General features: G+C 38.9%; 23 protein-coding genes and 1 pseudogene. 14 read left to right on the top strand and 10 right to left on the bottom strand.

Annotation, left to right across the window (positions count from 1 at the left end; translation table 11 throughout):
- Positions 1–244 precede the first annotated feature (244 nt).
- From HGD76_RS06905 to HGD76_RS06885, 5 genes and pseudogenes are all read left to right on the top strand, one after another.
- On the top strand, positions 245–1,252 hold the full coding sequence (locus HGD76_RS06905; protein ID WP_041457858.1) for a rod shape-determining protein: 1,008 nt from the start codon (positions 245–247) through the stop codon (positions 1,250–1,252).
- Between the two features lie 784 nt (positions 1,253–2,036).
- Positions 2,037–2,825 (top strand): rod shape-determining protein MreC, encoded by a 789-nt coding sequence (mreC, locus tag HGD76_RS06900; RefSeq protein WP_148762790.1) that lies wholly within the window; start codon positions 2,037–2,039, stop codon positions 2,823–2,825.
- Between the two features lie 992 nt (positions 2,826–3,817).
- Positions 3,818–4,339 (top strand): LabA-like NYN domain-containing protein, encoded by a 522-nt coding sequence (locus tag HGD76_RS06895; RefSeq protein WP_104387051.1) that lies wholly within the window; start codon positions 3,818–3,820, stop codon positions 4,337–4,339.
- A 212-nt stretch (positions 4,340–4,551) separates the two neighbouring features.
- A complete protein-coding gene (locus tag HGD76_RS06890) occupies positions 4,552–6,144 on the top strand; it encodes a 2-isopropylmalate synthase (protein ID WP_148762792.1) in 1,593 nt (530 codons plus the stop codon).
- Between the two features lie 191 nt (positions 6,145–6,335).
- Positions 6,336–6,680: pseudogene (locus HGD76_RS06885) on the top strand (ISAzo13 family transposase); the annotation flags it as partial.
- Between the two features lie 21 nt (positions 6,681–6,701).
- On the opposite strand, the gene HGD76_RS25805 reads toward HGD76_RS06885, so the two are convergent.
- Both HGD76_RS25805 and HGD76_RS06880 read right to left on the bottom strand, forming a co-directional pair.
- Entirely contained in the window at positions 6,702–6,824 is a 123-nt protein-coding gene (locus tag HGD76_RS25805) for a hypothetical protein (protein ID WP_267904337.1), read from the bottom strand.
- A 15-nt stretch (positions 6,825–6,839) separates the two neighbouring features.
- A complete protein-coding gene (locus tag HGD76_RS06880; protein ID WP_148762794.1) occupies positions 6,840–7,826 on the bottom strand; it encodes a transcriptional regulator PlmA in 987 nt (328 codons plus the stop codon).
- A 214-nt stretch (positions 7,827–8,040) separates the two neighbouring features.
- On the opposite strand from HGD76_RS06880, the gene HGD76_RS06875 reads away from it, so the two are divergent.
- From HGD76_RS06875 to HGD76_RS06865, 3 genes are all read left to right on the top strand, one after another.
- A complete protein-coding gene (locus HGD76_RS06875; RefSeq protein ID WP_148762796.1) occupies positions 8,041–8,781 on the top strand; it encodes a dienelactone hydrolase family protein in 741 nt (246 codons plus the stop codon).
- Positions 8,782–9,004: 223 nt separating this feature from the next.
- On the top strand, positions 9,005–9,907 hold the full coding sequence (locus HGD76_RS06870) for a S1 RNA-binding domain-containing protein (RefSeq protein WP_015079250.1): 903 nt from the start codon (positions 9,005–9,007) through the stop codon (positions 9,905–9,907).
- Positions 9,908–10,146: 239 nt separating this feature from the next.
- Entirely contained in the window at positions 10,147–10,713 is a 567-nt protein-coding gene (locus HGD76_RS06865) for a hypothetical protein (protein WP_371735523.1), read from the top strand.
- Between the two features lie 61 nt (positions 10,714–10,774).
- Here the strand turns inward: HGD76_RS06865 and HGD76_RS06860 are convergent, their stop codons facing one another.
- On the bottom strand, positions 10,775–11,092 hold the full coding sequence (locus HGD76_RS06860; protein ID WP_015079248.1) for a type II toxin-antitoxin system RelB family anti-toxin transcriptional regulator: 318 nt from the start codon (positions 11,090–11,092) through the stop codon (positions 10,775–10,777).
- Complete coding sequence (locus HGD76_RS06855) at positions 11,064–11,459, bottom strand: type II toxin-antitoxin system RelE/ParE family toxin (protein ID WP_148762798.1); 396 nt, start codon at positions 11,457–11,459, stop codon at positions 11,064–11,066. The genes HGD76_RS06860 and HGD76_RS06855 overlap by 29 nt, the downstream gene beginning before the upstream one ends.
- A gap of 406 nt (positions 11,460–11,865) precedes the next feature.
- Between HGD76_RS06855 and gpmI the strand changes: the two genes are divergently transcribed.
- The 5 genes from gpmI (at position 11,866) to HGD76_RS06830 (ending at position 16,890) form a co-directional block, all read left to right on the top strand.
- A complete protein-coding gene (gene gpmI / locus HGD76_RS06850) occupies positions 11,866–13,464 on the top strand; it encodes a 2,3-bisphosphoglycerate-independent phosphoglycerate mutase (protein WP_168695323.1) in 1,599 nt (532 codons plus the stop codon).
- A gap of 342 nt (positions 13,465–13,806) precedes the next feature.
- A complete protein-coding gene (gene secG / locus HGD76_RS06845) occupies positions 13,807–14,040 on the top strand; it encodes a preprotein translocase subunit SecG (protein WP_015079245.1) in 234 nt (77 codons plus the stop codon).
- A gap of 12 nt (positions 14,041–14,052) precedes the next feature.
- Complete coding sequence (locus tag HGD76_RS06840) at positions 14,053–14,808, top strand: Zn-dependent protease (RefSeq protein WP_015079244.1); 756 nt, start codon at positions 14,053–14,055, stop codon at positions 14,806–14,808.
- Positions 14,809–15,109: 301 nt separating this feature from the next.
- Positions 15,110–16,249, top strand: coding sequence for an L-histidine N(alpha)-methyltransferase (locus HGD76_RS06835; RefSeq protein ID WP_168695322.1), 1,140 nt, complete (start codon positions 15,110–15,112; stop codon positions 16,247–16,249).
- Positions 16,231–16,890 (top strand): hypothetical protein, encoded by a 660-nt coding sequence (locus tag HGD76_RS06830; RefSeq protein ID WP_168651680.1) that lies wholly within the window; start codon positions 16,231–16,233, stop codon positions 16,888–16,890. Before HGD76_RS06835 ends, HGD76_RS06830 begins: the two co-directional genes overlap by 19 nt.
- 177 nt (positions 16,891–17,067) lie before the next feature.
- Here the strand turns inward: HGD76_RS06830 and HGD76_RS06825 are convergent, their stop codons facing one another.
- The 6 genes from HGD76_RS06825 to HGD76_RS06800 all read right to left on the bottom strand — a co-directional run bounded on the left by HGD76_RS06825 (position 17,068) and on the right by HGD76_RS06800 (position 24,485).
- Entirely contained in the window at positions 17,068–18,036 is a 969-nt protein-coding gene (locus HGD76_RS06825; protein WP_015079241.1) for an orange carotenoid protein N-terminal domain-containing protein, read from the bottom strand.
- A gap of 392 nt (positions 18,037–18,428) precedes the next feature.
- Positions 18,429–19,577, bottom strand: a complete 1,149-nt coding sequence (locus HGD76_RS06820) for a glycosyltransferase family 4 protein (protein WP_015079240.1) — start codon at positions 19,575–19,577, stop codon at positions 18,429–18,431.
- A gap of 292 nt (positions 19,578–19,869) precedes the next feature.
- Positions 19,870–21,492 (bottom strand): MFS transporter, encoded by a 1,623-nt coding sequence (locus HGD76_RS06815; protein WP_168695321.1) that lies wholly within the window; start codon positions 21,490–21,492, stop codon positions 19,870–19,872.
- Positions 21,476–22,375 (bottom strand): DNA repair protein RecO, encoded by a 900-nt coding sequence (recO, locus tag HGD76_RS06810; protein ID WP_168695320.1) that lies wholly within the window; start codon positions 22,373–22,375, stop codon positions 21,476–21,478. Before recO ends, HGD76_RS06815 begins: the two co-directional genes overlap by 17 nt.
- Positions 22,376–22,538: 163 nt before the next feature.
- On the bottom strand, positions 22,539–23,225 hold the full coding sequence (gene deoC / locus HGD76_RS06805) for a deoxyribose-phosphate aldolase (protein WP_168695319.1): 687 nt from the start codon (positions 23,223–23,225) through the stop codon (positions 22,539–22,541).
- Between the two features lie 126 nt (positions 23,226–23,351).
- Positions 23,352–24,485: a DNA cytosine methyltransferase gene (locus HGD76_RS06800; RefSeq protein WP_168695318.1), complete on the bottom strand. Its 1,134-nt coding sequence runs from the start codon at positions 24,483–24,485 to the stop codon at positions 23,352–23,354.
- Between the two features lie 317 nt (positions 24,486–24,802).
- Here HGD76_RS06800 and HGD76_RS06795 point away from each other — a divergent pair, with 317 nt between their 5' ends.
- Positions 24,803–25,300 (top strand): lipocalin/fatty-acid binding family protein, encoded by a 498-nt coding sequence (locus HGD76_RS06795; protein WP_168695317.1) that lies wholly within the window; start codon positions 24,803–24,805, stop codon positions 25,298–25,300.
- Positions 25,301–25,582: the final 282 nt, after the last annotated feature.

Raw genomic sequence — 25,582 nt, 5'->3', positions numbered from 1 at the left:
ACATTAAAAAAAATATACGGTTATACTGAGTTACCATGAGAAAATAGAACATAAGATTCGTGAAACTAAAATCAAGATTGACAAAACCTAGATAAAAAAATAGTCTAGGTTACTGGAGTCAGGCAAGCAAACATCATGGAATCTATCAATCATTATTAACTTTTATCTTTGTAGTTATAAGTATCGCAAATAAGGGGCAAAGAGAAGCGTGGATCTTTTCAGAAATTTTCGTCCATCATGGGATATGGGTATCGACCTTGGTACAGCCAATACCCTAGTTTATGTGTCTGGTAAAGGAATTGTCCTGCAAGAACCTTCTGTAGTTGCCATTGATCAAAATCTCAAGGTGGCACTGGCAGTGGGAGAAGAGGCCAAAAAAATGCTCGGACGGACACCAGGCAATGTAATTGCCCTCCGTCCCCTGCGTGACGGTGTGATTGCTGACTTTGACACGGCTGAATTGATGCTAAAAAGCTTTATTCAGCGGGTAAATGAGGGAAGATCCCTGATGCGTCCCCGCATTATCATTGGCATTCCTAGTGGTGTCACAGGAGTAGAAAGACGGGCTGTCATGGATGCAGCCAATCAAGCCGGAGCGAGGGAAGTATATTTAATTGATGAACCAGTTGCAGCGGCAATCGGTGCGGGACTGCCAGTTGCAGAACCTACGGGTAACATGATCATTGATATAGGTGGTGGCACAACAGAAGTAGCGGTATTAAGTCTTCAGGGTACAGTAATTAGCGAGTCAGTCCGCATTGCTGGAGATGAACTAACCGAAGCGATTACTCAGTATATGAAGAAAATTCATAATCTGGTAATTGGTGAACGGACTGCTGAGGATATTAAGATTAAGATTGGTTCTGCCTATCCGACCGCAGATGATAATGATAGTGTCATGGAAGTCCGGGGCTTGCATTTACTTTCTGGATTACCCAGAACTGTAAGCATCAAAGGCCCAGAAATTCGGGAAAGCATGGTAGAGCCTCTAGCGGTAATTATCGAAGCAGTGAGACGGACACTAGAACGGACACCTCCAGAACTGGCAGCAGACATTATTGATCGCGGGATCATGTTGGCAGGAGGTGGTGCATTACTCAAAGGTCTGGATACATTAATTAGTCATGAGACAGGTCTTGTGACTCACATTGCGGCGGACCCTTTAAGCTGTGTAGTGTTGGGAACAGGTCGTGTATTAGAAAACTTCAAACAATTGGAGAGAGTATTTAGCGGGCATTCCCGTAATATGTAGTAGGAATATATGGGTTCTGTATTTATTCATAAGACCTCGCGGTAAGTGGGAAACGAGCGTGGCTTGGCTCCCAACAGAGGGAAGCGACACGAGGGATTTTAATCCCTGTGGTATGCTAGAATGAAATCGTGAGTAAGAACAATAAACATCTACGTGTTGAAACATCCTAGTACGGAGAAATCCCGGCTCCTATGAAACAACGGTTAGGTTCAAGTCCTAGCGGCAGTATGACAAGAAAGAGCAAGTAATGGCAGGTTGTGGAGCGTACCGCATCTTGGCTTAGTGATGGACTCACAAAAACACTGAAAACAATAAAAGTAAGCGCAATTTCGACACCTTGATTGGTGGTTGTATTGAGCGTCTAGGCGGCGTTTGACGGTCGCAGCGAGATTAGATTAGGCTAAACCTTTAATCTAATTCTGTCAGTAGAATCTCAGTGGCTGTCTTCCCTGAGAGTGTCAAAATTATAGAATCCATTAGACAGCTTCGGTAAATATTGTAGAGACGTTCCATGGAACGTCTCTACAAGGTTTTTAGGTCACGCATATTTAATTTCCGGAGATGTCTATTGTTTTCAACAGAAGTATAGGGAAGTTGAGGGATAATGATCACGGAAAGTCTTACTAAGGAGTATAGATTAAATAAAGTACAAAATTAGGATGCGTTACGCTTTGCTAACACACCATTTCCGGTTAAATCAGAATTGCAGGTGATTAAATTTGCGTTCCTAAGCAATATTTTTGTAACTCCTGAATAATTTATAAAAATATATACAGGTATATTTATGTTTACTTTAAAGCGCTGGTGGGAATATAAGGGATTACAAATAGGGTTATTGGCCTTAGTTTTAGGTAGTGCTTGGACAATCAGAGAAACAAAAGGGGCATTATTACGCGAAATCTATCAAGGAATCACCATTCCATTACAGATGGTGCAGTCAGGGACGATTCCTGAGCAAAGTATTAAAGATGCAAGATCTTTAGAATTACAGACTCGCATCGTCGATCTAGAAAGCCAAAATGAAAAATTAAAAAGTTTATTGAGTTACGTAGAAAAAGAAACCTTGCCACAGAAGCCAATTATAGCAAGGGTAATTGGACGGAGTGCAGATCATTGGTGGCAACAGGTAATTTTGAATCGAGGGACTGCATCAGGCATTCAAGAAGGTTCTATTGTTAAAGCCGATGGGGGATTGGTAGGTTTAGTAGAAAGTGTGACGACTAATACTAGCAGTGTATTGTTGGTTAGTGATTTAAAAAGTCAAGTGGGTGTAACTGTCAGCCGCACATCAGCTAAAGGAGTTTTGCAAGGTGATGCTTCCGCTGAAGGGGTGTTAGAGTTTTATGAAAAAGTGCCTAATGTTAAAGTAGGCGATTTAGTTTCTACATCTACTTATAGTCAGAAGTTTCCCGCTGGTTTAGCCATAGGTAAAATTAAGTCGTTGGATTTAAAGAAACTCCCGGCATCAATCGCTAAAGTGGAGTTATTTCCGCCAATTCGGTATTTAGATTGGGTAACTGTTTATCCTCAACCAGAGAAACAATATTTAGAAACTCCGAATTTGACGAAATGATGGACAAGGTTAATTAGTGTAAGTAGGTGAACGGAAAAAAACCGTAGACGCGAAGCGGCTTCTCGAAGAGTAATATGCCTCTTGCCTCTTGTTACTGAGCGAAGTCGAAGTATTGCCTCTTGCCTAGTGCCATAACGACGATTTTCAATGCTAACCTACTTAAATGACTCAAATCTACCACTCGCACCAGACTGCTTTTCTAATTTGCCAACAGAATTTGATTTTTTGGTTAAGCTAGATATAGGTTCTGGGGCGATATTATCGTACCGACTAGTTTAAGTACAATACTTATATTGATTCAGAACCCTGTTCGACTGCTAAAAACTGCAAATTTAAGACTTAAATGACCATTTTATCCCTTTTTCACCCATCCTTTAATTTTTATCCAACCCATATCAGTATATTCATAGTATAAAAACTCTGTACAAATACATCCCCATATTTACGTAACTGAACCCACCCCTGTGATCGCAGATCAGGTTGGTTGTCATAAAAATTTATATTCGGAGTCATCAAATTATTCAAACTACTTTCATAGAGTATTCTTCAAATTTTAGGTGTCCATCTAGGATATCCTAGATGCGTATCCTCAATAGTCTTCTCTCCTGAAGCATTGATAATCCTCTGAAATCATCCCTACAGTCGATGAAAAAATCTATTGATGAAGATCAGCCCATTCCTTCTCCAGAATCCTATCCCGTACCTCTTTAGGAGTAAAATTGAATATCATCTAGTTTACAATCCTGTTACTAGGTCAATTTTATTGGTAGATTTTGATCAGACAACATATTTACAAGTCCCGGAGGTGAAACAAGTTAAATAATTCGGATCTCAACTGGGATATTTTGTCCAAATTTTGGCTTTAAAAGAGGTAAGATAATGGCTATACATAATTATGTACCTTAAAGATATTAGCGAAATTACCACTTGATAATTGCTATAATCTATTCTTCCCTCTAACATTCTTATCTATTATTTAGGTGTAAATTTTTATGGGTTCTCCAATGAATCGTCTGTCTATTTTTGTAGACGGAAACAATATGTTCTATGCTCAACAAAAAAATGGTTGGTTTTTTGACCCCCGACGGGTTTTAGAATATTTCAAATACGAACAGTCAGAAACTACATTAATCAATGCTTTTTGGTACACTGGATTAAAAGACCCACAAGACCAACGGGGTTTCCGAGATGCACTCATCAGTTTAGGATATACAGTTCGCACGAAAATCCTCAAAGAGTATTATGATGATGCTTCTGGTCGTTACTCCCAAAAAGCGAATTTAGATATTGAAATTGTCGTTGATATGTTTAATACGGTAGATCAATATGACCGAGTTGTATTATTCAGCGGAGATGGTGATTTTGAAAGAGCTATCGAACTATTACGCTCAAAAAATACGCATATTACAGTAGTATCAACTGAAGGAATGATCGCCAGAGAACTACGTAATGCTACTGATAGATATATAGACTTGAATGATATTAGAGATAGAATAGAAAAAACTGACGGTTAACTTAACTTAGCTTAGTATTTATTCACAAATCTCAAAGTTAAAAATTCTGATTTCACAGTTCCAGTTATTTTATCAAGCAAGAATTGAGGAATTAGAAGTCGGTGATGATTATAAATTCTCTAAGACTGACAAATCAAACCACATTTGATTAATTCTAATTCCCTAATGTTCTTTTATTCAGCCCATTCTCAAAACTAAGAGAGGTCAAGCTAATGAGCAAGCAAACCGATAGAATTATTATCTTTGACACCACATTGCGTGATGGAGAACAGTGTCCTGGAGCAACTCTCAACATAGACGAAAAGCTAGTTATTGCTAAACAACTAGCACGCTTAGGAGTAGATATTATTGAGGCTGGTTTTGCTTTTGCTAGTCCTGGAGATTTTGAAGCAGTTAGCAAAATTGCCCAAACTGTGGGAACGGAAAATGGTCCGGTAATTTGTAGTTTGGCCAGAGCCAGACATGATGATATTAAAGCCGCAGCGGAGGCTATCAAACCTGCTGCTAAAGGCAGAATTCATACTTTTATTGCTACTTCTGATATCCACCTGCAATATAAGTTAAAAAAGACCAGACCGGAAGTAGTTGCCATTGCTGAAGAAATGGTAGCCTATGCCAAAACCTTCACTGATGATGTCGAATTTTCTCCAGAAGATGCGGGACGATCTGATCCAGAATTTTTGTATGAAGTTTTGGAAAGAGCGATCGCCGCTGGAGCAACAACTGTTAATATTCCTGATACCGTAGGTTACACCACACCCAGCGAATTTGGGGGCATCATTAAAGGCATTACCGAAAATGTCCCCAACATTGACAAAGCCATTATTTCCGTTCACGGCCATAATGATTTAGGTTTAGCAGTTGCTAACTTTTTGGAAGCTGTGAAAAACGGCGCTCGTCAATTAGAATGTACCATCAATGGTATTGGTGAAAGAGCCGGAAATGCAGCTTTAGAAGAATTAGTGATGGCTTTGCACGTCCGCAGACAATATTTTAATCCCTTCTTGGGACGGGCTGAAAATTCGGAAGCACAACTCACGAATATTGACACCAAACAAATCTATAAAACCTCCCGTTTGGTTTCCAATTTAACGGGAATGTTGGTGCAACCAAATAAAGCCATTGTCGGTGCAAATGCCTTTGCTCATGAATCGGGAATTCATCAAGATGGGGTATTGAAAAATAAACTCACCTATGAGATTATGGATGCCCAATTAATTGGTTTATCCGACAATCAAATAGTATTGGGTAAACATTCTGGCAGAAATGCTTTTCGTACCCGCTTGCAAGAATTGGGTTTTGAACTATCAGAAACCGAATTAAATAAAGCCTTCGTCAAATTCAAAGACGTAGCGGATAAAAAGAAAGAAATCTCTGATTGGGATTTGGAAGCCATTGTCAATGATGAAATCCAACAAGCACCAGATTTATTTAAGGTAGAGTTGGTACAGGTTTCCTGTGGTAGTAACGCTCAACCTACTGCTACTGTAACTCTTCGCACTCCCGACGGAGAAGAATTAACTGATGCAGCCATTGGTACAGGTCCAGTAGATGCGGTGTACAAAGCCATCAATCGGGTAGTGAATGTACCGAATGAATTGATTGAGTTTTCTGTGCAATCTGTCACCGGAGGAATTGATGCTTTAGGAGAAGTGACAATTCGCTTACGCCATGAATCCCGTGTATTTTCAGGTCATGCGGCTAATACCGATATTATTGTGGCATCGGCTCAGGCTTACGTAAATGCACTAAATAGACTGGTTTCAGCTTTACAGCAGGAAGTGAAGGAAGAAGTCACAGCGTAATATTATGGTGGGTTAGATAAATAAGAGAACTCCACAGAATGATTGATCCTATAGGAATCCGGTTTGATTGTTGTTCATTATACTGAGACTCAATCGTTGATTCGATGGGGTTTACGGTTTACAGCTTGTTCAAAAATCAAATAGTAGCCCTATATAATGAGAGAAGATAATTTCAGTGTGCAGCTAACCTAATGCGTCCAAAATCTATCATTGAACTAACAGAGAACCTAAAATATCTGTACATAAAAACAGCCAAAAAACTCAAGGGAAGCGATCGAAGACAATTCATGGCAGAAGTAGTTAAAGGATTGGGAATAGGTGGACAGACTTTAGTAGAACGAGAGTTAGGATGGAATAGACGTACCATCAGGAAAGGGATGCAGGAATTGGAGAGTGGTCAGCCGATAATTGATGGTTTTGACCGGAGTGGACGTAAGGGGGTAGAAACAAAATTACCAAACTTATTATTGGATATGAAATCCTTAGTAGATCCACAAAGTCAAACAGACCCCAGTTTTAAGAGTACAAAATGCTTCGCCCCTACTAACAACTGACAACTAACAACTGACAACTGACAACTGTACGGGCGAAGCATTTGGAGAACTATTTTTGGCAATGACCGATAATTTATCTTCCAAATGCTTCGCCCCTACTAACAACTGACAACTAACAACTGACAACTGACAACTGACAAATTAAATTAATCCCAGTTCGCGTTTTAATAAATTAATGGACTGTGTGCCGATATAATTTTCACAGCGAATGAGTTTAGGTGGACGAATTAGGTCTTCTAAGACTGTTTGCATAGCTGATTGTGCGGTAGAATAGCTGACTTGATCCGTACAAAAGATAATTTCTGAGCGTTTGACGATAGCGTGTAGTTTATAAGCATCCTTGGGTTGGGCAGTCATTACCAATAATTCATCCCCGCGTAAACCGTGTAAAATGACTTCTGTGGCTCTGAGAATGCCAGGACTAAGGCTAACTATGCCGATACAACTAGATTTGGCTAGGCTTTTAACTACAGCGAGTTCCTTGCTATAATCGTGAATATCTAAAGGAATAACCCGGACAGCTTTTGGTGAGGCGATCGCTTCCACTTCTCCGATAAAATAACGACTGGTGACTAATGTGGCTGAGGTAGTTTGGTCGAGGACGCTGATAAGTTCTTCCATTGCTACGAGTTGGACTGGGATTTGCAGGGATTCTTCCAACTCATTAATCATTAATTCCCCAACCCCAATATCTTGAGATGGGGTTACTACTAATACTCTGGTACTACAACGCAAACGCCAGTCCACTTCCGCTAAAAATAGTTCCCTGGCTTGATTGAGAGAACAGCCTTGACTAAGTAACTCATCTAGGGCTTGTTGCACTACCTTATAAGCATCAGGATGTTGTTTAAGCATGGGTGACTGGGATTTACTTCCACCCTCATGACCTTGGGTGCGGACATAGATTCCTGAACCTGCTAGACTTTCAACAAATCCTTGTTCCTCCAATTGGCGGTAAACTTTACTAATGGTATTGCGATGTAATCCAGTTTGCATTGCTAAAGCTCTGGTACTGGGCAGTTTATATGCAGGTGTATATTGCCCAGAAGCGATCGCAAATCGGATTTGATTAAATAGTTGATTAGATGCAGGAATTTCACTATCTGGCTGAATACGAAATTGAATCATTACCCATCCTGCTCCATAAGACTTATCCAAATGGCCATAATTTACCTGTTAAATATATGATTGATAAGTTAGTTTGCTTTGGAAAATATTACCACAGAAGAATACACCGATTTAGGAGTCAACAGTCAGAATGAATGAAGTAGGTTGGCCGCTCCGCCAACAGGGCTAATAAATATTATTAATTCTCGCCTATTCCCTTACTACCAACTTAATTATGACAGAGCCAACAATAAACACTTCAACAATTCAAATTTCTGAAGATAATTTGCAAATCGCCGCTTATTTAGCTAAACCAACAGCAACCGGTTCTTATCCAGGAATTGTGGTTTTGCAAGAGATTTTTGGCGTTAATGTGCATATTCGGGATGTCACAGAACGGATTGCTAAACTGGGATATGTAGCAATTGCTCCAGCACTGTTTCAGCGTCAAGCCCCTGGATTTGAGACTGGTTATACTGCCGACGCGATGGAAACAGGTAGAAATTATGCCTCACAAACCACAGCATCAGAACTTTTAAGCGATATTCAAGCAGCTATTAACTACCTGAAAACTTTACCCCAAGTCAAACCAGATGGATTTGGTTGTATTGGCTTTTGTTTTGGTGGTCACGTCGCCTATTTAGCTGCTACTCTCACTGATATTAAAGCCACTGCGTCCTTTTATGGTGCGGGAATTACTACCCGGACTCCTGGCGGTGGAAATCCCACGGTGACGCGGACATCAGAGATTAAAGGCACTATCTACACCTTTTTTGGTGCGGAAGATGCGAGTATTCCTCCAGAACAAGTGGAAGAGATTGCCGCCGAATTTGCAAAATATAACATTTCTCATCGGCTGTTTCGCTACGATGGATCTGATCATGGGTTTTTTTGTGACCGTCGTGCCAGTTATAATCCTAAAGCTGCGGCGGATGCTTGGGTGCAAGTCCAACAACTTTTTAGCCAATTGTCCTGACCACTGACAACTGACCACTGACAACTGTACGGGCGAAGCATTTGGAGAACTATTTTTTGCAATGATCGATAATTTATCTTCCAAATGCTTCGCCCCTACTGACAACTGTACGGGCGAAGCATTTGGAGAACTATTTTTGGCAATGACCGATAATTTATCTTCCAAATGCTTCGCCCCTACTGACAACTGACCACTGACAAATAATAATTTATCTTCAAACGTCATGAATTCCGAATCTAAACTTTCTCAAACAGCCAATTCGTCTTTTTCAATGGACGATTTTGCCAAAGCACTGGAAAAACACGATTACCAATTTCAAAAAGGACAAGTTGTTCGTGGCAAAATATTCCAAGTTGACCACGACGGTGCTTATGTTGACATTGGTGGTAAATCGTCGGCGTTTCTTCCCCAAGAGGAGGCTTCTTTGAGAGCAGTAACTGATTTGTCGGAAATATTACCGATGGATGAGGAACTAGAGTTTTTAATTATTCGGGATCAGGATGCTGAAGGTCAAGTTACCATTTCCCGTAAGCAATTGGAAATGCGGCAGATTTGGGAAAAACTAGCAGAAATACAAGAGAATTCCCAAACTGTTCAAGTGCGGGTAACAGGTGTTAATAAAGGTGGTGTCACTGTTGATCTTTTTGGTTTACGAGGTTTTATTCCGCGATCGCACCTGTCCGAACGTGATAACCTAGATGCACTCAAAGGTCAAAGTCTCACTGTGGGTTTTTTAGAAATTAATCGGGAAACCAATAAACTCGTTCTTTCTCAACGTTTAGCGGCTCGTTCTAGCAACTTCAGTTTATTAGAAATCGGTCAATTAATCGAAGGAAAAATCACCGGCATCAAACCTTTTGGTGTATTTGTAGATTTTAATGGTGTCAGCGCCTTACTACACATCAAACAAGTTAGCCAAAAATTCATTGAATCTTTAGACAAAGTCTTTCAAATTGGTCAACCAATCAAAGCTGTAATTATTGATTTAGACGAAGGTAAAGGTCGAGTGGCGATTTCTACCAGAGTCTTGGAAAACCACCCTGGTGAAGTTGTGGAAAACTTTGCAGAAGTGATGGCTTCAGCCGAATCTCGTGCTAATCGTGCGGCTAATAAAACGGCTGAATAGGTGATTGGTAATTGGTAATTGGTGATTGGTAGTGCGGGCATCTTGCCCGCTATAATAATATTAGAGAACTCCACAAAAAAGATGATCCAATTGAACGCAGATAAACGCAGATAAACGCAGATGAAGAGGGATAAATTAATTAATGGATTTCATGTTTCTGTGCAGCCTGATGTAAAATTGGTATAAGCTAAATATTAAAAAATCAGTCCGTAAAGAAATAAGATATAAAACTTCTATTTATGGATAATTTACCTGAAAATAAATCTAATTGCAATGCCGGTGGTGGTTTACCTGTTATCCAATACTGGATAGAAAAAACTCTGTCACCCCAAGGTTTACAATTATGGCAAACTCTCAATCATAAAAGTGCTTGTTTATCCTGTGCTTGGGGTACGGGTGGACAAAAGGGAGGGTTTGTAAATGAAGCGGGAGAATATTTACAACGTTGTGCTAAAAGTGTGGAAGCAATTGCAGCAGAATTGCAACCAGGAATTAAACAAGATTTTTTTCAAAAATATAATATTAGTGAATTACAACAACTGACTTCTCAAGAATGTGATGATTTAGGGAGACTTAGTTATCCTCTGATTCTCAAATCAGGTTCATCCCATTATCAACGCATTAGTTGGGAAGAAGTTTACCAAATTGCCACAATAGCTTTTCAACAACTACCAGAAAAAATTTACCACCAATATCTAAATAATCTACAATCCAATATTCAGGAACAGCTAATAGGAGCAATAAATTCATTAACTGTGATTAGTTTTAGGGCTGATTGTACCATTATTATTTTTTTTGCTGATTAAATAAAGATTATTCTGGCAATTAGAAACTGCAATTTCTTACTTATTTAGCAATCAGGTTAGATTAATAAATTAAACTTTCCAAACCTTTTTCCCGGACTAAATGCAATAATTTAAGAGCCGCGCCTGTAGGTCGTTTTTGCCCAATTTCCCATTTTTGAACAGTTGATGAACTGATGTTTAAAATAGCAGCAAACACAGATTGGCTGACATTGAATGATTCACGAAGTTGCTTAATTTGTTGAGGTTCTAGCGGTTCAATTGGAGGTAAACACAAGCTATCAAATTCGCGTAACGTAACTTGACTCATTACACCAGCCTTGTATAGTCCTATAGCAGTTTCGTGAACAGCCTCAAGAATTGCTGACTTTTTCTTCCTCATTACAGATTACCTCTATTAATTCATCTTTCAATTTTGCTATTTCAAGAGCCTCTGCTGTTAAAGACAGCAGTTCTGATGACAGTTTTTTCAAGGCTTCTTTTTCATCCTGATCAATATTGCTACGCTCGTTTTTTGGAAACCCAAACACAAAAAACCAACTATCTTCCTTGTTAGTAGCAACCAATGTACGGAAACCAGCCCTCTTGCCCTTTCCAGAACGGGCAATGCGTTTTTTAAATAGTCCACCTCCTAGGTCCGCGTCGTAAAGACCTGCTGCCATTTCTGCAACAGCATTACAGAGACTAGAATCATTTAACTTCTGATCTTTTGCCCAACGGTTAAACCATTGGGTTTTGTAGATTGCCATATTAGAGGTTGTTTGAAAAGTATTAGATGAAACCGATAATCTCCAAAAACCTAACCCCCCAGCCCCCCTTCCCTACGAGGGAAGGGGGGTTTCAAAGCCTCTCCCCGCTTAGGGGAGAGGTTTGGAGAGGGGTTTGTTTGTACATTAAAAACTTTTCAAACATCCTCTTAGTCTTCTTTAACTAAAGTATAGCACTTGGTACTATAATAGTCAATAATCAAAACTACCTATCCAAATGGATATGCTGATTTTACACAATCTTTACTGGTAGCGACAAAAGCTGTTTTGATTGGATGAAACATGATAACCAGCAGAATATTAGAAATTAATCAGCAGAATTTAACCTCCATAGTTGGTTAGCAATGGTATCATTCGAGTATTACAAAAAGTAAAGGGCAATTTTACTATGACCAAAGCACCTGTTGCTCCTGTGGTGCTAGTCATTCTAGATGGATGGGGCTACTGTGAGGAAACGCGAGGAAACGCTATTACCGCTGCCAAAACTCCGATTATGGACAGTTTATGGGCAGTCTATCCCCACACCCTCATTCGCACATCAGGAAAAGCCGTAGGGTTGCCAGAAGGTCAAATGGGCAACTCGGAAGTTGGTCATTTGAACATTGGGGCTGGTCGAGTCGTACCCCAAGAACTGGTACGGATCTCAGATGCTGTAGAAGACGGTTCTTTAGCCGCAAACCCAGCCCTTGTCAAAATTTGCCAAGAAGTGCGTTCTGCTAATGGCAAGTTACATCTAGTGGGGCTTTGTTCTGATGGCGGGGTGCATTCCCATATTACCCATCTATTTGGACTACTTGACTTAGCAAAGGAACAGCAACTTTCACAAGTTTGTATCCACGCCATTACTGATGGCCGTGACACCAAACCCAAAGATGCTATCAACGTCATCCAGCAATTGGCAGACTATATAGATCAAGTTGGCATTGGTGAAATCGCGACTATCAGCGGTCGCTATTATGCCATGGATCGTGATAACCGTTGGGATCGAGTCCAACGCGCTTACGATGTGATGACAACAGATGGTGCTGGGAATGGACTCACTGCTGTAGAGACAGTGCAAGCAGCTTACGCTGAAAGTATTACTGATGAGTTTATTCTCCCAGTCCGTCTGCAACCAGGCGCGGTAGAATCTGGTGATGGGGTTATATTTTTCAATTTCCGCCCTGACCGGGCTAGAGAACTAACTCAAGCCTTTGTCAGCAACACTTTTAACGGTTTTGCAAGACAGCCAATTCAGCCGCTTTCCTTTGTAACTTTTACCCAGTATGATCCAGAATTACCTGTTTCTGTGGCTTTTGCGCCGCAAAATCTGAGTAATATTCTCGGTGAAGTGATCGCTAATCGTGGTTTAAAACAGTTTAGAACTGCGGAAACTGAAAAATATGCCCACGTTACCTACTTCTTTAATGGGGGACTAGAAGAACCCTGTGAGGGAGAAGACCGGGAATTAGTCAGTAGTCCCATGGTGGCAACTTATGATCAAGCCCCGGCGATGTCAGCACAAGCTGTGACAGATGTGGCGATCGCTGCCATGAGAAAGGGCATTTACTCCCTAGTCGTGATGAACTATGCTAACCCAGATATGGTAGGGCATACGGGGCAAATCCCAGCTACTGTGACAGCGATTGAAGCAGTAGATAAATGTTTAGGTCGTCTGATTGATGCTATTGGTAAAGCAGGTGGTACAGCAATTATTACTGCTGATCATGGCAATGCTGAGTATATGCTAGATGAAGGCGGTCATCCGTGGACAGCGCATACTACTAACCCAGTTCCGTTAATTTTGGTAGAAGGTGAAAAAGCCAAAATACCCGGATATGGAACAAATGTGGAATTAAGAAATGACGGCAAATTAGCCGATATTGCCCCAACTATTCTGGATATTTTACAGATATCCCAACCACAAGAAATGACAGGGCGATCATTACTTAAAGCCGCAGAATATGATTTACAACTAACTCGTACTCCTGTACAAATAGGTTTGTAAAATCGTAAAATGGTAGGGGTAAAGCAAGAGCTTCATTGATGTCAACTTAACGCAAAATCTTGATCCCGCAAGGAACTCAAGTTCCTTGCTAATAGCGAAAGTCATCTAAAAGATGACTAAATACTAGGAAAATTTATTAGTCCGTTTTAACGGACTTGAGCTATGAGACAGGGAATTTATTCCCTGACGGGTGTGGAAGCCAAACAAATAAGCCACTTGTACTGAGCTTGCGATGCCCTGAGCCTGTCGAAGGGTCGAAGTATCTGTAACCTAAGTTGACACCAATGAGCATTGCTAAACCCTTACGAGATTGATAACTTCTTATAACCAACATTTCTAAATATGGCAATTACTAACATCATCCAAGGCATTTGGGCATTTTCCGCTCTCGGTTTGATTATCCTCGTTTTGTTACATAGTCCTAAAGGTGACGGTATTGGCGCTATTGGTGGACAAGCACAATTATTTACCAGTACCAAAAGTGCCGAAAATACTTTAAATCGAGTTACTTGGGCATTAGTTGTAGTTTTTCTGGGTTTAACTGTGGTTTTAAGTGCTAATTGGTTGCCTAAATAATTGAAACTGAAAATGGGAAAAATTACCCAAAATCAAAACTTTTGGCGAAGATTAAAAGCAGTTCTGACTTTAGCAATAAGTACAGGACTGCTAGTTATTTTGAGTAACTTTCAAGTAAATGCTGGTGTGAGGGAACAGGAAAGAAACTCCCAATTTATCCAAAAAACTCATCCTTTACCAGCGACTCTGGCACAATGGCAAGATAAAACAAATAGTGGTGATTATTTTGATCAAATCAAATCTACGAAAGTTGGTTATTTGATTTGGTCAAGTTTTCCGGTAAAGGTGAAGATAGAAACACCAACAGATATTAATGAAAAGCAGTCACAAATATGGGTTAATAGTGTTTTCCAAGCTGTTCAAGAATGGAATATCTATTTACCTTTACAGGTAGTGGAAAAATCGGCTATTGCTGATATTACAATCTCCCGAAAAGCACCGCCTTTGCAACGTGAACCTAATGGTAAAATATTGCGGGCGCGTTCGGCTTTAACTAGTTATGATTTATATACTGAAAATAATATTTTATCTCACCGGTTTACAATTCTGTTGAGTCCTAGTCAAACTGGTGATTATGTCTTATCAGCAGCCCGTCATGAACTTGGCCATGCTTTGGGAATTTGGGGTCATAGTCTTCTGCAAACTGATATTATGTATTTTTCTCAAGTTCGCAAACCGCCGTTTATTTCGATTAGAGATGTGAATACTTTGAAGAAGGTTTATGAACAGTCTACAAGTTTGGGGTGGTCTGTTTTGGGGAAGGATTGATTTCCTGAAAACAAGAATGTCAAACAGAAACTGAACACTGAATAAGCAAATTAAGTAGGTTGGCGTTGAAAATTGTCGTCATAGCACTAGGCAAGAGGCAAGAGGCAAGAGGCAAGAGTAAAGAAGTTTTCAGCGATTTTACATTTCTTTACACAGTTTGGTTTTATTGTGTTCACCTACTTAAACTACTCTATAGTACGGCAGGCATAATATTTGATTGACAATAACAAATACCATGTGGTATTTGTATACATAAGTAGAGGATTAATTCAGATAAATTGCTTAACAAGCGAGGCTCGAAATGGGTATAAATTTTGCATTAGAGACTTCAGGAAAAGGATGGACTCTCTGCTTGATAGGAGAAGATCAATCTAATAAACTGGCAGAACTCACCCAGGGATTGAGAGGGGAATTTTCGACTACAGGTGATGGTAAAAAGATATTATCTGGTTTTGCTTATTGGAGTGTAGGTTCAGCTATTGCTTGGGATCATGCTTGTAAAGATAATTTCTATTTTGTCATGAAAGAGAGCATAAAATTTTTTAACTCTCAATGGCAACAAATTCATGCTAACAACATAAAAGATAAAAAATATCATTACGTTAGTTTAGGTGTAGGTACAGGAGAAAAAGACCAGCATATTTTGAGTATTTTACTCAACACAAATCCTGACCTACTCTATTTTCCAATTGATATGAGTTCGGAGATGTTAAGATTCGGTGTTCAAAAGGCAACAGAAAGATTGCAATTGAAGAATGATGTCATAACAATTCAAATTGACTTCTCAATTGAGAGAAATATTGGACATTTACGCGAACTGTTTGACCAAATTCCCAATGATAATCCTGTTCTGTTTTCTCTACTTGGAAATACATTAGCTAATTTCCAACAAGACACAGAATTACTGCAACTTCTTTCCAAACTAATGCGACCTAAAGATAGACTGCTTATAGAAGTAGCAACCACTGAAGACTTAAACGAGGAAGCGGCACAAACAGCAGCGAAAGAATATGCAACAACTAGGTTATTCAAAGAGTTTGTTACAAGTGCTTTGTTTCAAAACACTGATTTAAACATTGACTTGAATAGTATTTTATTTCAAGGTTCTATTGAAACAAATAAAGCAATTCTGATAAAAGTCCTGTATCCAAATTCAACTGGCAAAAAAATTGACGTGATGTTACCTGACCGCTCAGTTATGAATTTTGAACCTCAAGATACTATTCGTTTATTGCTGACTAGGAAGTATACCTCAGATGGTATCAAGAAAAGCATATCAGATAGCAACCTAATAATTGTTGATAGACTACACACACCTTTTGAAGCACGTTCTCAGAGTAGATTTGGTATAGATTTAATTCTGCTTGCTCCTGAGTCATCGGGAGTTACCCCTGGCATTTCAGGAACTCCACTGGTGACTGTATGGACACCAAAACGCTAGAAGCATTTAGACGAATAACAGATGATGTCAGTATGAAAAACTTAGTCACATTTGCCACTTTTTTCCCTCTGTTTCTTGGATTTATTTTAGCTATTGTCTGGTTGACTAAAAAACCAGACTTTGATGCACTACTATCGGCTCTCGGAGCATTGGCAACAATTACAGGTATTTTTGGCGAACGGTGGGTATCAGCTTACGAAAAGAAGACTGCATTGCTGCAAGCCTTACTGAATGAGTGCATAGCAAATGAGGTAATTTTATCTGATGCGCGATTCACATCAAATTCACATATTTTGGGGCAACCTCTAGTCTTTCCACGACTAATTATATCAGTCAATGAAACAGCGATCGCATCTGGTGTTTTTGCAGAACGCAAAGATAGTGAGTTGTTTTCGCTTCTACATCAATGGCGGCATACTGTGAATGAGTTCAACCATAGATTAGACATTACCGAATTACGCACATTCACGAATCTGTCACCACAAGAGATCCGTTCATTATATGAGGCACTACAGGAATCAAAAGAGTTTAATGATGCTGGGACTTTAAATCATCATATAGCAACAGTTTTAAAATCAAAATATCCAAAAGGCATTAGAGGTAGTAAAGCCCTAAATGTCTATAACTTACACATTAAATAGCTTTTTTCATTATTTGCTGACTTAGCTTGATTAGTTGTGATTATGCGATAAAGATAGTTCTTCCTCGTCGTTTCTATGATAACAAATTTTCTGGTCGGTGTCAATAGCTTTCACTCTATTATTGCGAGGCTGTGAAAATAACAAATAAATTTGATTTTCGACAGCCTCATGATTTAATTAAACTCGACGCAGATTCATGAGCTCTTGAGGAGAAGCAAGCATATCAATCGCTACGAAGAAGATTTGTCCTTCGGGATTGATTAAAAACCGCCAAGAAATATTCATACCAACTGTGACACCAAACCAAGGAGTTTGCACTACTCCTGTGATTTTCAGTTGCTTAGAACCGTCTGGTTGAACTTCGCAGATACCTTGTTGTGGCATCATGTTAAGTCCTTGTGCTTCTTCGCGCATATATTTAGCGATCGCTTCCCGTCCAACAATGGGCTTTTGGAACGGTGGTTGTAGCGCACCGTCAGTAGTGAATAGCGCAATAGCAGTATCAAATTTATCTGCATTCATGGCTTCAATGTAGCCTAAGACAGCGGGTTCTGTAATCCCGTCAATTTTCACTGAAGATATAACAGGGGTTGTGCGTTGGAAAGCAGGTTCTGCACCTGCTTTAGGATAACTACTAGGACCAAGGTCAGAAGTATCAAACCCCATATCTACTACAGTATTCCGCAATACGGTGATTTGCTGACCTTGATCAAGTTTTTGTGTGGCTTCTAATACAAATTTTACACCAGGAGACATTTGATAACCAACGGGGACAGGAGTGATGATTCCCTGTTTCATCAATTCTCCTAACTCGAACCAGAAAGCGAGTTTGGTATTAACGCTAAAGAAACCATAGGAACGGCTAATAGGAGTATCAGCACGGCTGGCTAAATCCCGCATGACTTTTGTTTGCTCTTCACGAGACATTTGCTTAATTTGGGTCAGCAAACTTTCAGCTAGTTGCAAGCGTGCTACTCCAGGTGCGGCAGGAGTAATGGTTTTACCCATTTCGGTGTAAGCATACCAAAGATATGCTAATTGATCATCAACGTTAAGTTGATCGAACAATGCTATAGTTGCGGGAATAGGGCTAGGAAGTTGAGTATTAGAAAAAATAGTTTGAGCGGACTGGATAGTTAAAGCCACAATCGGAATCTCCAAGATTATGTGTTAATTAGTCGCTGTGAAGACTTAAGCTAAAAATGTTTATGATGAACTTATGTCTTATGTAAAATAATGTAATAAAAATCTTAATTTTTGTAAAGAATAGAAATTGCGAATTGACAAAATGGATTAAATATGGTAGATAGGTTGGCGTTGAAAATTGTCGTCATAGCACTAGGCAAGAGGCAATACTTCAACTTCGCTCAGTAACCAGAGGCAAGAGTAAAGAAGTTTTCAGCGATTTTACATTTCTTTACACAGTTTGGTTTTATTGTGTTCACCTACTTATTCAATTCTGAATAAATAGACAATAAAAATCTTCCTCATCCAGAAATAGAGAGAAAGATTTATTGGTTATAGCTGTTGAAAATACGCTAAATACCCCAACTCAGTGTTAAAGGACGTTGTGCAAGAACTTGGCTATAAAGCTCTTCTAATTGGGTGATGTTATCATTCAGGGTATAGCGTTCTAATACTCGCTTTCTGGCTTTTTCTCCCAACAATGTGGTTAACTCTGGATGATCTTGAAATAGTGGTAAGAGGGTTTTTAACTGCGATCGCACACTGCTTGTATTAATTGCCACACCAGCACCCTTTTCTAAAACTTCTCCATCTGCACCAACATCAGTAGCCAAACAAGCTAAACCACAGGACATTGCCTCTAATAGAGACAAGGATAAACCCTCTACCAAAGAAGGTAAAATAAATACATCAGAACCCCGTAAAATTTCGATGCGGCGATCTTCATCAGCGATGAAACCTAACCAGATGATGCCATATTCTCGTCCATAAAATGATTCTAGAGAAGGCTTTAATGGACCATCACCCACAATCAATAATTTGGTATTAACGCCCATATGTGATTGTTTCCAAGCACGTAAGAGAGATTCAACGTTTTTCTCTTGAGCGATTCTCCCTTGATAAACAAACAAACGTTCAGCGCCAAATTCAGCTTTCACATGAGAAACACCGGGAGAATACTTAACAGGATCTACACCATTAGGTATAACAGCAATCTTTTTTTCCCTCACACCCATACCTGATAACAATTCCCGCTGAATTTGGGAAAAGATAATTACCCGATCATAATGATCCAAAAAAGGAGCGTAAAGTTGATAAGCTAACAGTTGGGTACTGGATAATAATTTTGCCCCCTTACCTGCAAATGGAGTGTGGAAAGTGGCAATTAGGGGCAAATTTAATTCTTCGCAAATTTCTGGTAGAACAAAATCTAAAGTTGATAAAGTCAGAGAAGCGTGAACTATATCCGGCTTAATTTCCCGCAAAGAATCTTTCAAAACCTTAGTTGCTTTGAAAGAGGGAATTGTATAAACCTGGGACTTGTAAATAAATGGCAAAGGAACTTCCTGAAAATTAGGCCAATTGTCAGTTGTCGCTTCTTCTTGGGCAAAGTGTAGAAAACTAACCTCATGTCCCCTGTCTAGGAGTCCGTTGGTAATTTCTCGACTGTAGGTGACGTTACCGCAAAAGGGTGTTTTTTTTCCAATCCAAGCTATACGCATTCTTAGGTTATCTATAAAAAAGCGAGGGTAAAATATACTGTTTTTATTATGAAGTTGTTATAGCTGAATTTTTGATATTCACAAAAACTCAGATATCTCTAACTTTTAACCCTAAATAATCTTGGTAATTAAAAAGTCAATAAATGGCTTTATTGATGATGCTCATAATTTATAAATCTTTTAACTTGATTACAAATTAATATGCTGATTATTTAGTTGATTCCCAGCAAGTATTTTGGATCTTGCTGGATTAAGTTTAGCACAAAACCCAACAGTTTGATGCAGTTTTTGGCTATTTGCCATTTGAGGATTCACCAGAATTATACCAGGTAAACAGACCGCCAATTAAGACAATGGCAGCTAAGGTAAAAAATACTGCTTTTAAGCCGATAAAAGTTTCTGCCACACCAGCTAAAGCCAGAGGTAGAGAAAGGGCAATATTAATCACATTATTTTGCAGCCCAAATACCTTACCTCGCATATCTGGGGGTGTTTCGGTTTGGATTGCAGTTTGCATGGGGATACCCACCAAAGCCCCAAATACTCCCACTAAGGCAATGAAGAGCAGCACAGGCAAGAGTTGGGTTGTAAACAATGATAAACCAATTAAAGATGCTGCCATACCTAGACAACCCCAAAAACTGAGTTGTTTATAGGAAAAGCGTTGTCCAAATTGTCCGAGAATTGTCGCCCCAAGCGCCACACCCACACCAGCAGATGCTAATAAAAAGCCGAATTGAGAGGCTTTCATATTCGGAATAATTTCTGCCATGCGAACTGCAAGCACAGTCAGGGCTGCAAAGACAGAAAATAAGATAATTAGTTGTAATAAAGCATTGCGGATACGATGATTTTCTTGGAGATAACGTAACCCGTCGCGCAAGTCCGAGAAAACATGGGGAAATTCTGTTTCAGGAGGATGGGGTTTTTCGTTAGTTTGGAGTAAGAATAATATTAACCCAGCGATCGCATAACTGCCACCCACCAGAATTTCCTTACCCAATCCCCCACTACCACCTAATTGCGTCCACAGTCCATCTGCTAAGGCTAAAACTGGTTCTCCTACGGCAAAACCGACAATTACCGAAGCCATCATTGTCGTAGTGTAGAGAGAATTAGCCGAAAGCAAATCCTGTTCTTTCACTATTAAAGGAATAGCCGATTGTTCTGCCGGTGCGAAAAATTGTGTTAAGGTAGAAACCAAAAAAGTCACACCTAAAATAATCAAAAAACCCACGGGTAAAACTCCCACAGGCTGCCAATCATGGGTTAACCATAACAGGGAAGGAATGAGCAATACCAGAATCCCGCGCCAAATATTTGATGCTACCAAGACAACTTTTTTTGACCAACGATCTACAAAAACTCCAGCTACAGAACCAAATAATACGGCGGGAATTGTAAACGCCATCATTAAAGCGGAAACCCAACCACTAATACTTTGATCACTAGCTTGAAACTGACTATTAATCAAAGCAATCATCAATACTAAATAAACCTTATCAGCTAATTGACAGAAAACTTGACCTGCCCAAAGAGCGAGAAAATTCGGATTTTTCAATACAGGTAAAAAACCCACCTGTTGATTATTTTCCGAATCTGCACCTCCCGAACCAGTATCTATTAATGGTAGTGTTTCCGGTGTTAATTCCGTTGTAGTTGGGACATTTTCTGGAACACCATTAATTTTGCCATTTGTCTGCGGAATTTTTGATGGTTTGGGGATATCAGTCAAGGGAATTTCTGATGTGCAATTCCCATTTTCAGAAACATCCTTGAGTGACATTTCTGGACTATGAATATGACTAACTTTAGGGGAAGAAGCAACATTATGATCTGATGCTTTATGCTTTTTTTTAGCGTCGCTAGGTGAGTGAGTTCGGCCTTTTTTATCTAAATCAGACGATTGCATCATGGTTGGTGGCAAAATAGGAGTCAATCAAAGTGGCAGAGCGAATAGGTTGTCCTAAATGATACTGGACATACTGGCGCAAAATTTGCTCAACAGCTAACCATCCAGAATCTGAAGCTGCATCTATTTGTATTATCTCTGTTTCCGACAGATATTGAAGCATAACCAGTTGTTTCCCATTTAACCGACGAGAAATAATTGGTAACTCCTGCTGATGAAAAACTGTTTCATAGCTAGGGTTAGAGGCACAGGATTGGGCTATTTCCCCATTTTCCCATTTCCCCTGCTCTATTTCTTTTCGCAAGCTTTTCCAAGCATCTAAACAAATTATCCCACCAGAAGGAATACTAAATCCCACTTGCCAATGGGGATTTGTCCAGTCTGGAGTTAAAAGCCGTTGGGTTAAGCAACAGGATTCTACTTGTGGTGTCAGTCCTGCTAAGGCTAAAAGCTGAAATACACCTTGGACTAAATTCGCAACTACACATTTTATTTCAGTTTTGGGTATATCATTTAGGCGTTGAAGATGTTCATTAAATAACTCATAAAGTTCTGTTTGGGGTAGTTCGCTTAACGCTTGACACAAAACTATTTCCGCTAAATATTGACTAGCAGCTAATTTACCTAAATCTTTAGATAAACCGGGATAAGTTTTTATAGTTTCAGCTTGAGTAATTCTATCGAGATTTCTACCTTGGGAAATTAGTAATTCATTGATGACAAACATCCCCATTCTCCCACCCAAGCTGGAGTTTTGTTTCCGCGCTCCCGTAGCAACTGCCCGAATTAACCCAAATTCTTGAGTTAGAATTGTGACTATTTTATCTGATTCCCCCAGTGGTTGCGCTTTGAGATTAATACCAGTTGCTTTATAGGTTTTACTCATTTTTAATCCGTTGTCAGTTGTTAGTGGTCAGTTGTCAGTGGCAAAATAGACAGATCTGAAAATTAAATATACGTTTCTCAGAACCCTTGTAGAGTAGAGACGTTCCATGGAACGTCTCTACATTCTTTTCCAACAGGTGTCTAAACTGACAAAGAACAACTGACTACTCACTCTTTTCTTTTTCTGGGTTATGGCGTTGACGAAGTAAATCCACACCGCGAGATGTACCTAATCTAGTCGCACCAGCCATAATTAAATCTAAGGCATCGTTGTGAGTGCGAATGCCTCCTGATGCTTTGATGCCTACCCTATCTTTTGCTATTTCTTTCAAAAGCTTAATATCTGCTACAGTTGCGCCACCATTCCAACCTGTACTGGTTTTTAAGAATGCAGCACCAGCATCCATAGCTAGTTCCGCAGCGATTTGTTTCTCTGTATCCGTCAGGAGGCTAGTTTCTAAAATTACCTTCACAGGCTGTCCAGCTTCTTCGCAAATTGTGGCAATTTCCCAGTGAACTTCCTCGGTTTTTCCGGCTTTTAACCAGCCTATGTTAATGACTACATCTAACTCAGTAGCGCCATTGTCTACTGCTTCTTTGGCTTCATATAACTTCACGGCTGAAGTATTTGCACCATTGGGAAAACCAATGACTGTACAAACTTGAGGATTTTTTTTATACAGTAGTTCTGCTACTTGCTTGACATAACAGGGATTTACACATACCGCTGCAAAGTTATATTTATATGCTTCGTCGCACCATTGACTAATCTGCTCTGGGGTGGCAATTGGTAATAGCAGAGAGTGGTCAATAAATGGCGCAATATCAATGTTGGGATAGTCTGCTGCCATCGTTTTTGCTTTTAGTGTAGAGTTTATTAAACTTGATGAAAATTAAAGTATTTCTTATATATTAAACCACAATACCCCCAGATCCCCTACCCCCAGATCCCCGACTTCTCAAAGAAGTCGGGGATCTTAATTTTGCGAACCAGTGTTTAAAAAGTCAAGAATAGTTTGCGCTAAGGCTTTTGCTGCTAAGTATGGAACACCATTTCCAACGGTTTTAAACATATTCGTAAGTGACATATTTTCTGGAAGTGAAAAATCTTCAGGTAAGGATTGAATTGCTAAAGCTTCGGCTACAGAAATACGTCTAATTTTGTAAGGATGTAAATGGACTTCATTATTACCATAACAAGCTGTGGGAGAATAACGCCACCTGTGCAGACGTTTAAAAGATTTTTTGGAATCATCTCCTTCTTCAATAGTAGCAAATTTAATTTTAGCTGCTCTTGGTTGAAAATGATGTTTAGTATTAGGATGATTAAGAACGTTATTTTTTCTAAACCAATATTCAACAGTGAGTTGTTGAGGAATATTTTCAGGACAAGGAATTATGGAATCTTCTTGAAATGGTTCAGACTTATTCCAAGGATAAGCAAATACTTGATCTTGAGGATATAAAATATATTTTTCCCAAGGAAAGATAAATTCATCTTTGATTTTTATGTCTTTGAGAGAATTATCTTTAAGGCCTATTAAAATAATTCTCTCTCTATCTTGGGGTACACCATATTCAATAGAGTTAATTAACCGTTCTGTTAGAATATAACCTGCTTGTTGTAATTTGATTTTTAGTTCTTCAAAAAATAAACGGTGTTTTGTGGTTCTCCATAAACCTTTGACATTTTCAAATAAAAAGAAATCGGGTAAGTTTTGATAAATTAATTCAACATAAGCAGATGAGAGTTTACCATTATCGCCCAAATATCCTTTGTTTTTGCCACCAACCGAAAAATCAGGACAGGGTGGACCACCAATAAAGCCGATTATATTATTTGATTTTCGTGAATCTTTGACTAATTCATTTAATCGTTGTGCTGGTGTTCCTGCTATTAATTTGCTTACGTCTGCGGCTTCTCCTTCATGATATCCATATTCAGGTTGGGGGAGGTTGAGTTTTTCCCTTGAATAGCGATATGCGGACATGAATGGAGGGAAGATTTCGTTGATATAAGTGATGTTATAACCTGTGGTTTCAAAGCCTAAATCGAGAAATCCTGAGCCGGAGAAGAAGGAGAAAATAGTGGGATGATTGATCACTGACATAATATACTATTTAAGGAAAATTTTATTTAATTATTGCTAGTATAACTTATATTAGTTATTCGTTAATATCATTTTTGTGAAAAAAATAAATTTATGTTTGTTATATTCTAAAATTATTCTGCCAGGGAATTAATTCCCTGTCTAATAGCTAAAGTCTACTAAAGTAGACTAAAGATTTATTTTCAGTCCACTAAAGTGGACTTTGGCTGTTAGCCTGCGATTTTAATCGTAGGCGGTTTAGTTACGTAGTGAAAAATTTGAATCTTGCCATTAATCAATATATTCTATATTGTGTAATCATCTGAATCATAACCAAAATGTATAAACTACAAAGAATATTCAGCGGATTTATATTATTATCGGTACAAATAGTATCTGGGATAATTAATTCAATTCTTGATATTAAATACTTTTACCAAAAACGTGTAGCACTGGCAAAATATCAGGAAATTCTCGACTATGTTAAAACTCAAAATCTCCCCTTAGATACTAGCGAAGTCTTGAAATTACCTGATCATCTAGTAAATATCAGTCATGATGGGTTAGTTCAAGTCCTGCATACATCAGAGGATACCTACTGTGTAGCAATCATGATTAAATATACTACAGGGGCAACACAACGAGTTAAAGGTATATTTGCTGGTGATATCCCCTTAACTCCCAAATATTTGACCAAAATTCCTGATATTTGTCACCGTATCAATATTTTAGGAGAATACCAAAAGCCATATAAAGTAGCTTGGGCATTTACAAATCTTGAAGTTGACAAGCAATATAATGATTGTTTATTTGAAGTCCATCGTCAGTTGGGCTAATTAGCTTATAATCAAAATCATATATTTACCCTGACTAAATTTATATCTAAAATATACCAGTCACTAGATGATGATATATACTTACGTATACTGGACTAGAATTAAAAGCATATTTTTAGAGAATAGTAAACTATAATCTGATGTGCAGTTAAATAAATTAAAAATATATTGTCTAGAATATTTAACTAGAATCAGATAAAACAATACCTGATGGATGAAAATTATCTAATCACTAAAAATTCAATTTAATACTAATTTAGGCATTATTGTTGAGTATTAACT

The sequence above is a fragment of the Dolichospermum flos-aquae CCAP 1403/13F genome, from assembly GCF_012516395.1.
In the GTDB taxonomy this organism is placed as follows: Bacteria; Cyanobacteriota; Cyanobacteriia; order Cyanobacteriales; family Nostocaceae; genus Dolichospermum; species Dolichospermum lemmermannii.
Note: the sequence above shows the minus strand (reverse complement) of the source record. Positions and strands in the feature narration are given on the sequence as shown.

Coding starts and splice junctions, on each gene's coding strand:
- HGD76_RS06905 (WP_041457858.1), top strand. CDS start 245: ATGGGTATCGACCTTGGTACAGCCAATACCCTAGTTTATGTGTCTGGT.
- mreC (WP_148762790.1), top strand. CDS start 2,037: ATGTTTACTTTAAAGCGCTGGTGGGAATATAAGGGATTACAAATAGGG.
- HGD76_RS06895 (WP_104387051.1), top strand. CDS start 3,818: ATGGGTTCTCCAATGAATCGTCTGTCTATTTTTGTAGACGGAAACAAT.
- HGD76_RS06890 (WP_148762792.1), top strand. CDS start 4,552: ATGAGCAAGCAAACCGATAGAATTATTATCTTTGACACCACATTGCGT.
- HGD76_RS06880 (WP_148762794.1), bottom strand. CDS start 7,826: ATGATTCAATTTCGTATTCAGCCAGATAGTGAAATTCCTGCATCTAAT.
- HGD76_RS06875 (WP_148762796.1), top strand. CDS start 8,041: ATGACAGAGCCAACAATAAACACTTCAACAATTCAAATTTCTGAAGAT.
- HGD76_RS06870 (WP_015079250.1), top strand. CDS start 9,005: ATGAATTCCGAATCTAAACTTTCTCAAACAGCCAATTCGTCTTTTTCA.
- HGD76_RS06865 (WP_371735523.1), top strand. CDS start 10,147: ATGGATAATTTACCTGAAAATAAATCTAATTGCAATGCCGGTGGTGGT.
- HGD76_RS06860 (WP_015079248.1), bottom strand. CDS start 11,092: ATGAGGAAGAAAAAGTCAGCAATTCTTGAGGCTGTTCACGAAACTGCT.
- HGD76_RS06855 (WP_148762798.1), bottom strand. CDS start 11,459: ATGGCAATCTACAAAACCCAATGGTTTAACCGTTGGGCAAAAGATCAG.
- gpmI (WP_168695323.1), top strand. CDS start 11,866: ATGACCAAAGCACCTGTTGCTCCTGTGGTGCTAGTCATTCTAGATGGA.
- secG (WP_015079245.1), top strand. CDS start 13,807: ATGGCAATTACTAACATCATCCAAGGCATTTGGGCATTTTCCGCTCTC.
- HGD76_RS06840 (WP_015079244.1), top strand. CDS start 14,053: ATGGGAAAAATTACCCAAAATCAAAACTTTTGGCGAAGATTAAAAGCA.
- HGD76_RS06835 (WP_168695322.1), top strand. CDS start 15,110: ATGGGTATAAATTTTGCATTAGAGACTTCAGGAAAAGGATGGACTCTC.
- HGD76_RS06830 (WP_168651680.1), top strand. CDS start 16,231: ATGGACACCAAAACGCTAGAAGCATTTAGACGAATAACAGATGATGTC.
- HGD76_RS06820 (WP_015079240.1), bottom strand. CDS start 19,577: ATGCGTATAGCTTGGATTGGAAAAAAAACACCCTTTTGCGGTAACGTC.
- HGD76_RS06815 (WP_168695321.1), bottom strand. CDS start 21,492: ATGATGCAATCGTCTGATTTAGATAAAAAAGGCCGAACTCACTCACCT.
- recO (WP_168695320.1), bottom strand. CDS start 22,375: ATGAGTAAAACCTATAAAGCAACTGGTATTAATCTCAAAGCGCAACCA.
- deoC (WP_168695319.1), bottom strand. CDS start 23,225: ATGGCAGCAGACTATCCCAACATTGATATTGCGCCATTTATTGACCAC.
- HGD76_RS06800 (WP_168695318.1), bottom strand. CDS start 24,485: ATGTCAGTGATCAATCATCCCACTATTTTCTCCTTCTTCTCCGGCTCA.
- HGD76_RS06795 (WP_168695317.1), top strand. CDS start 24,803: ATGTATAAACTACAAAGAATATTCAGCGGATTTATATTATTATCGGTA.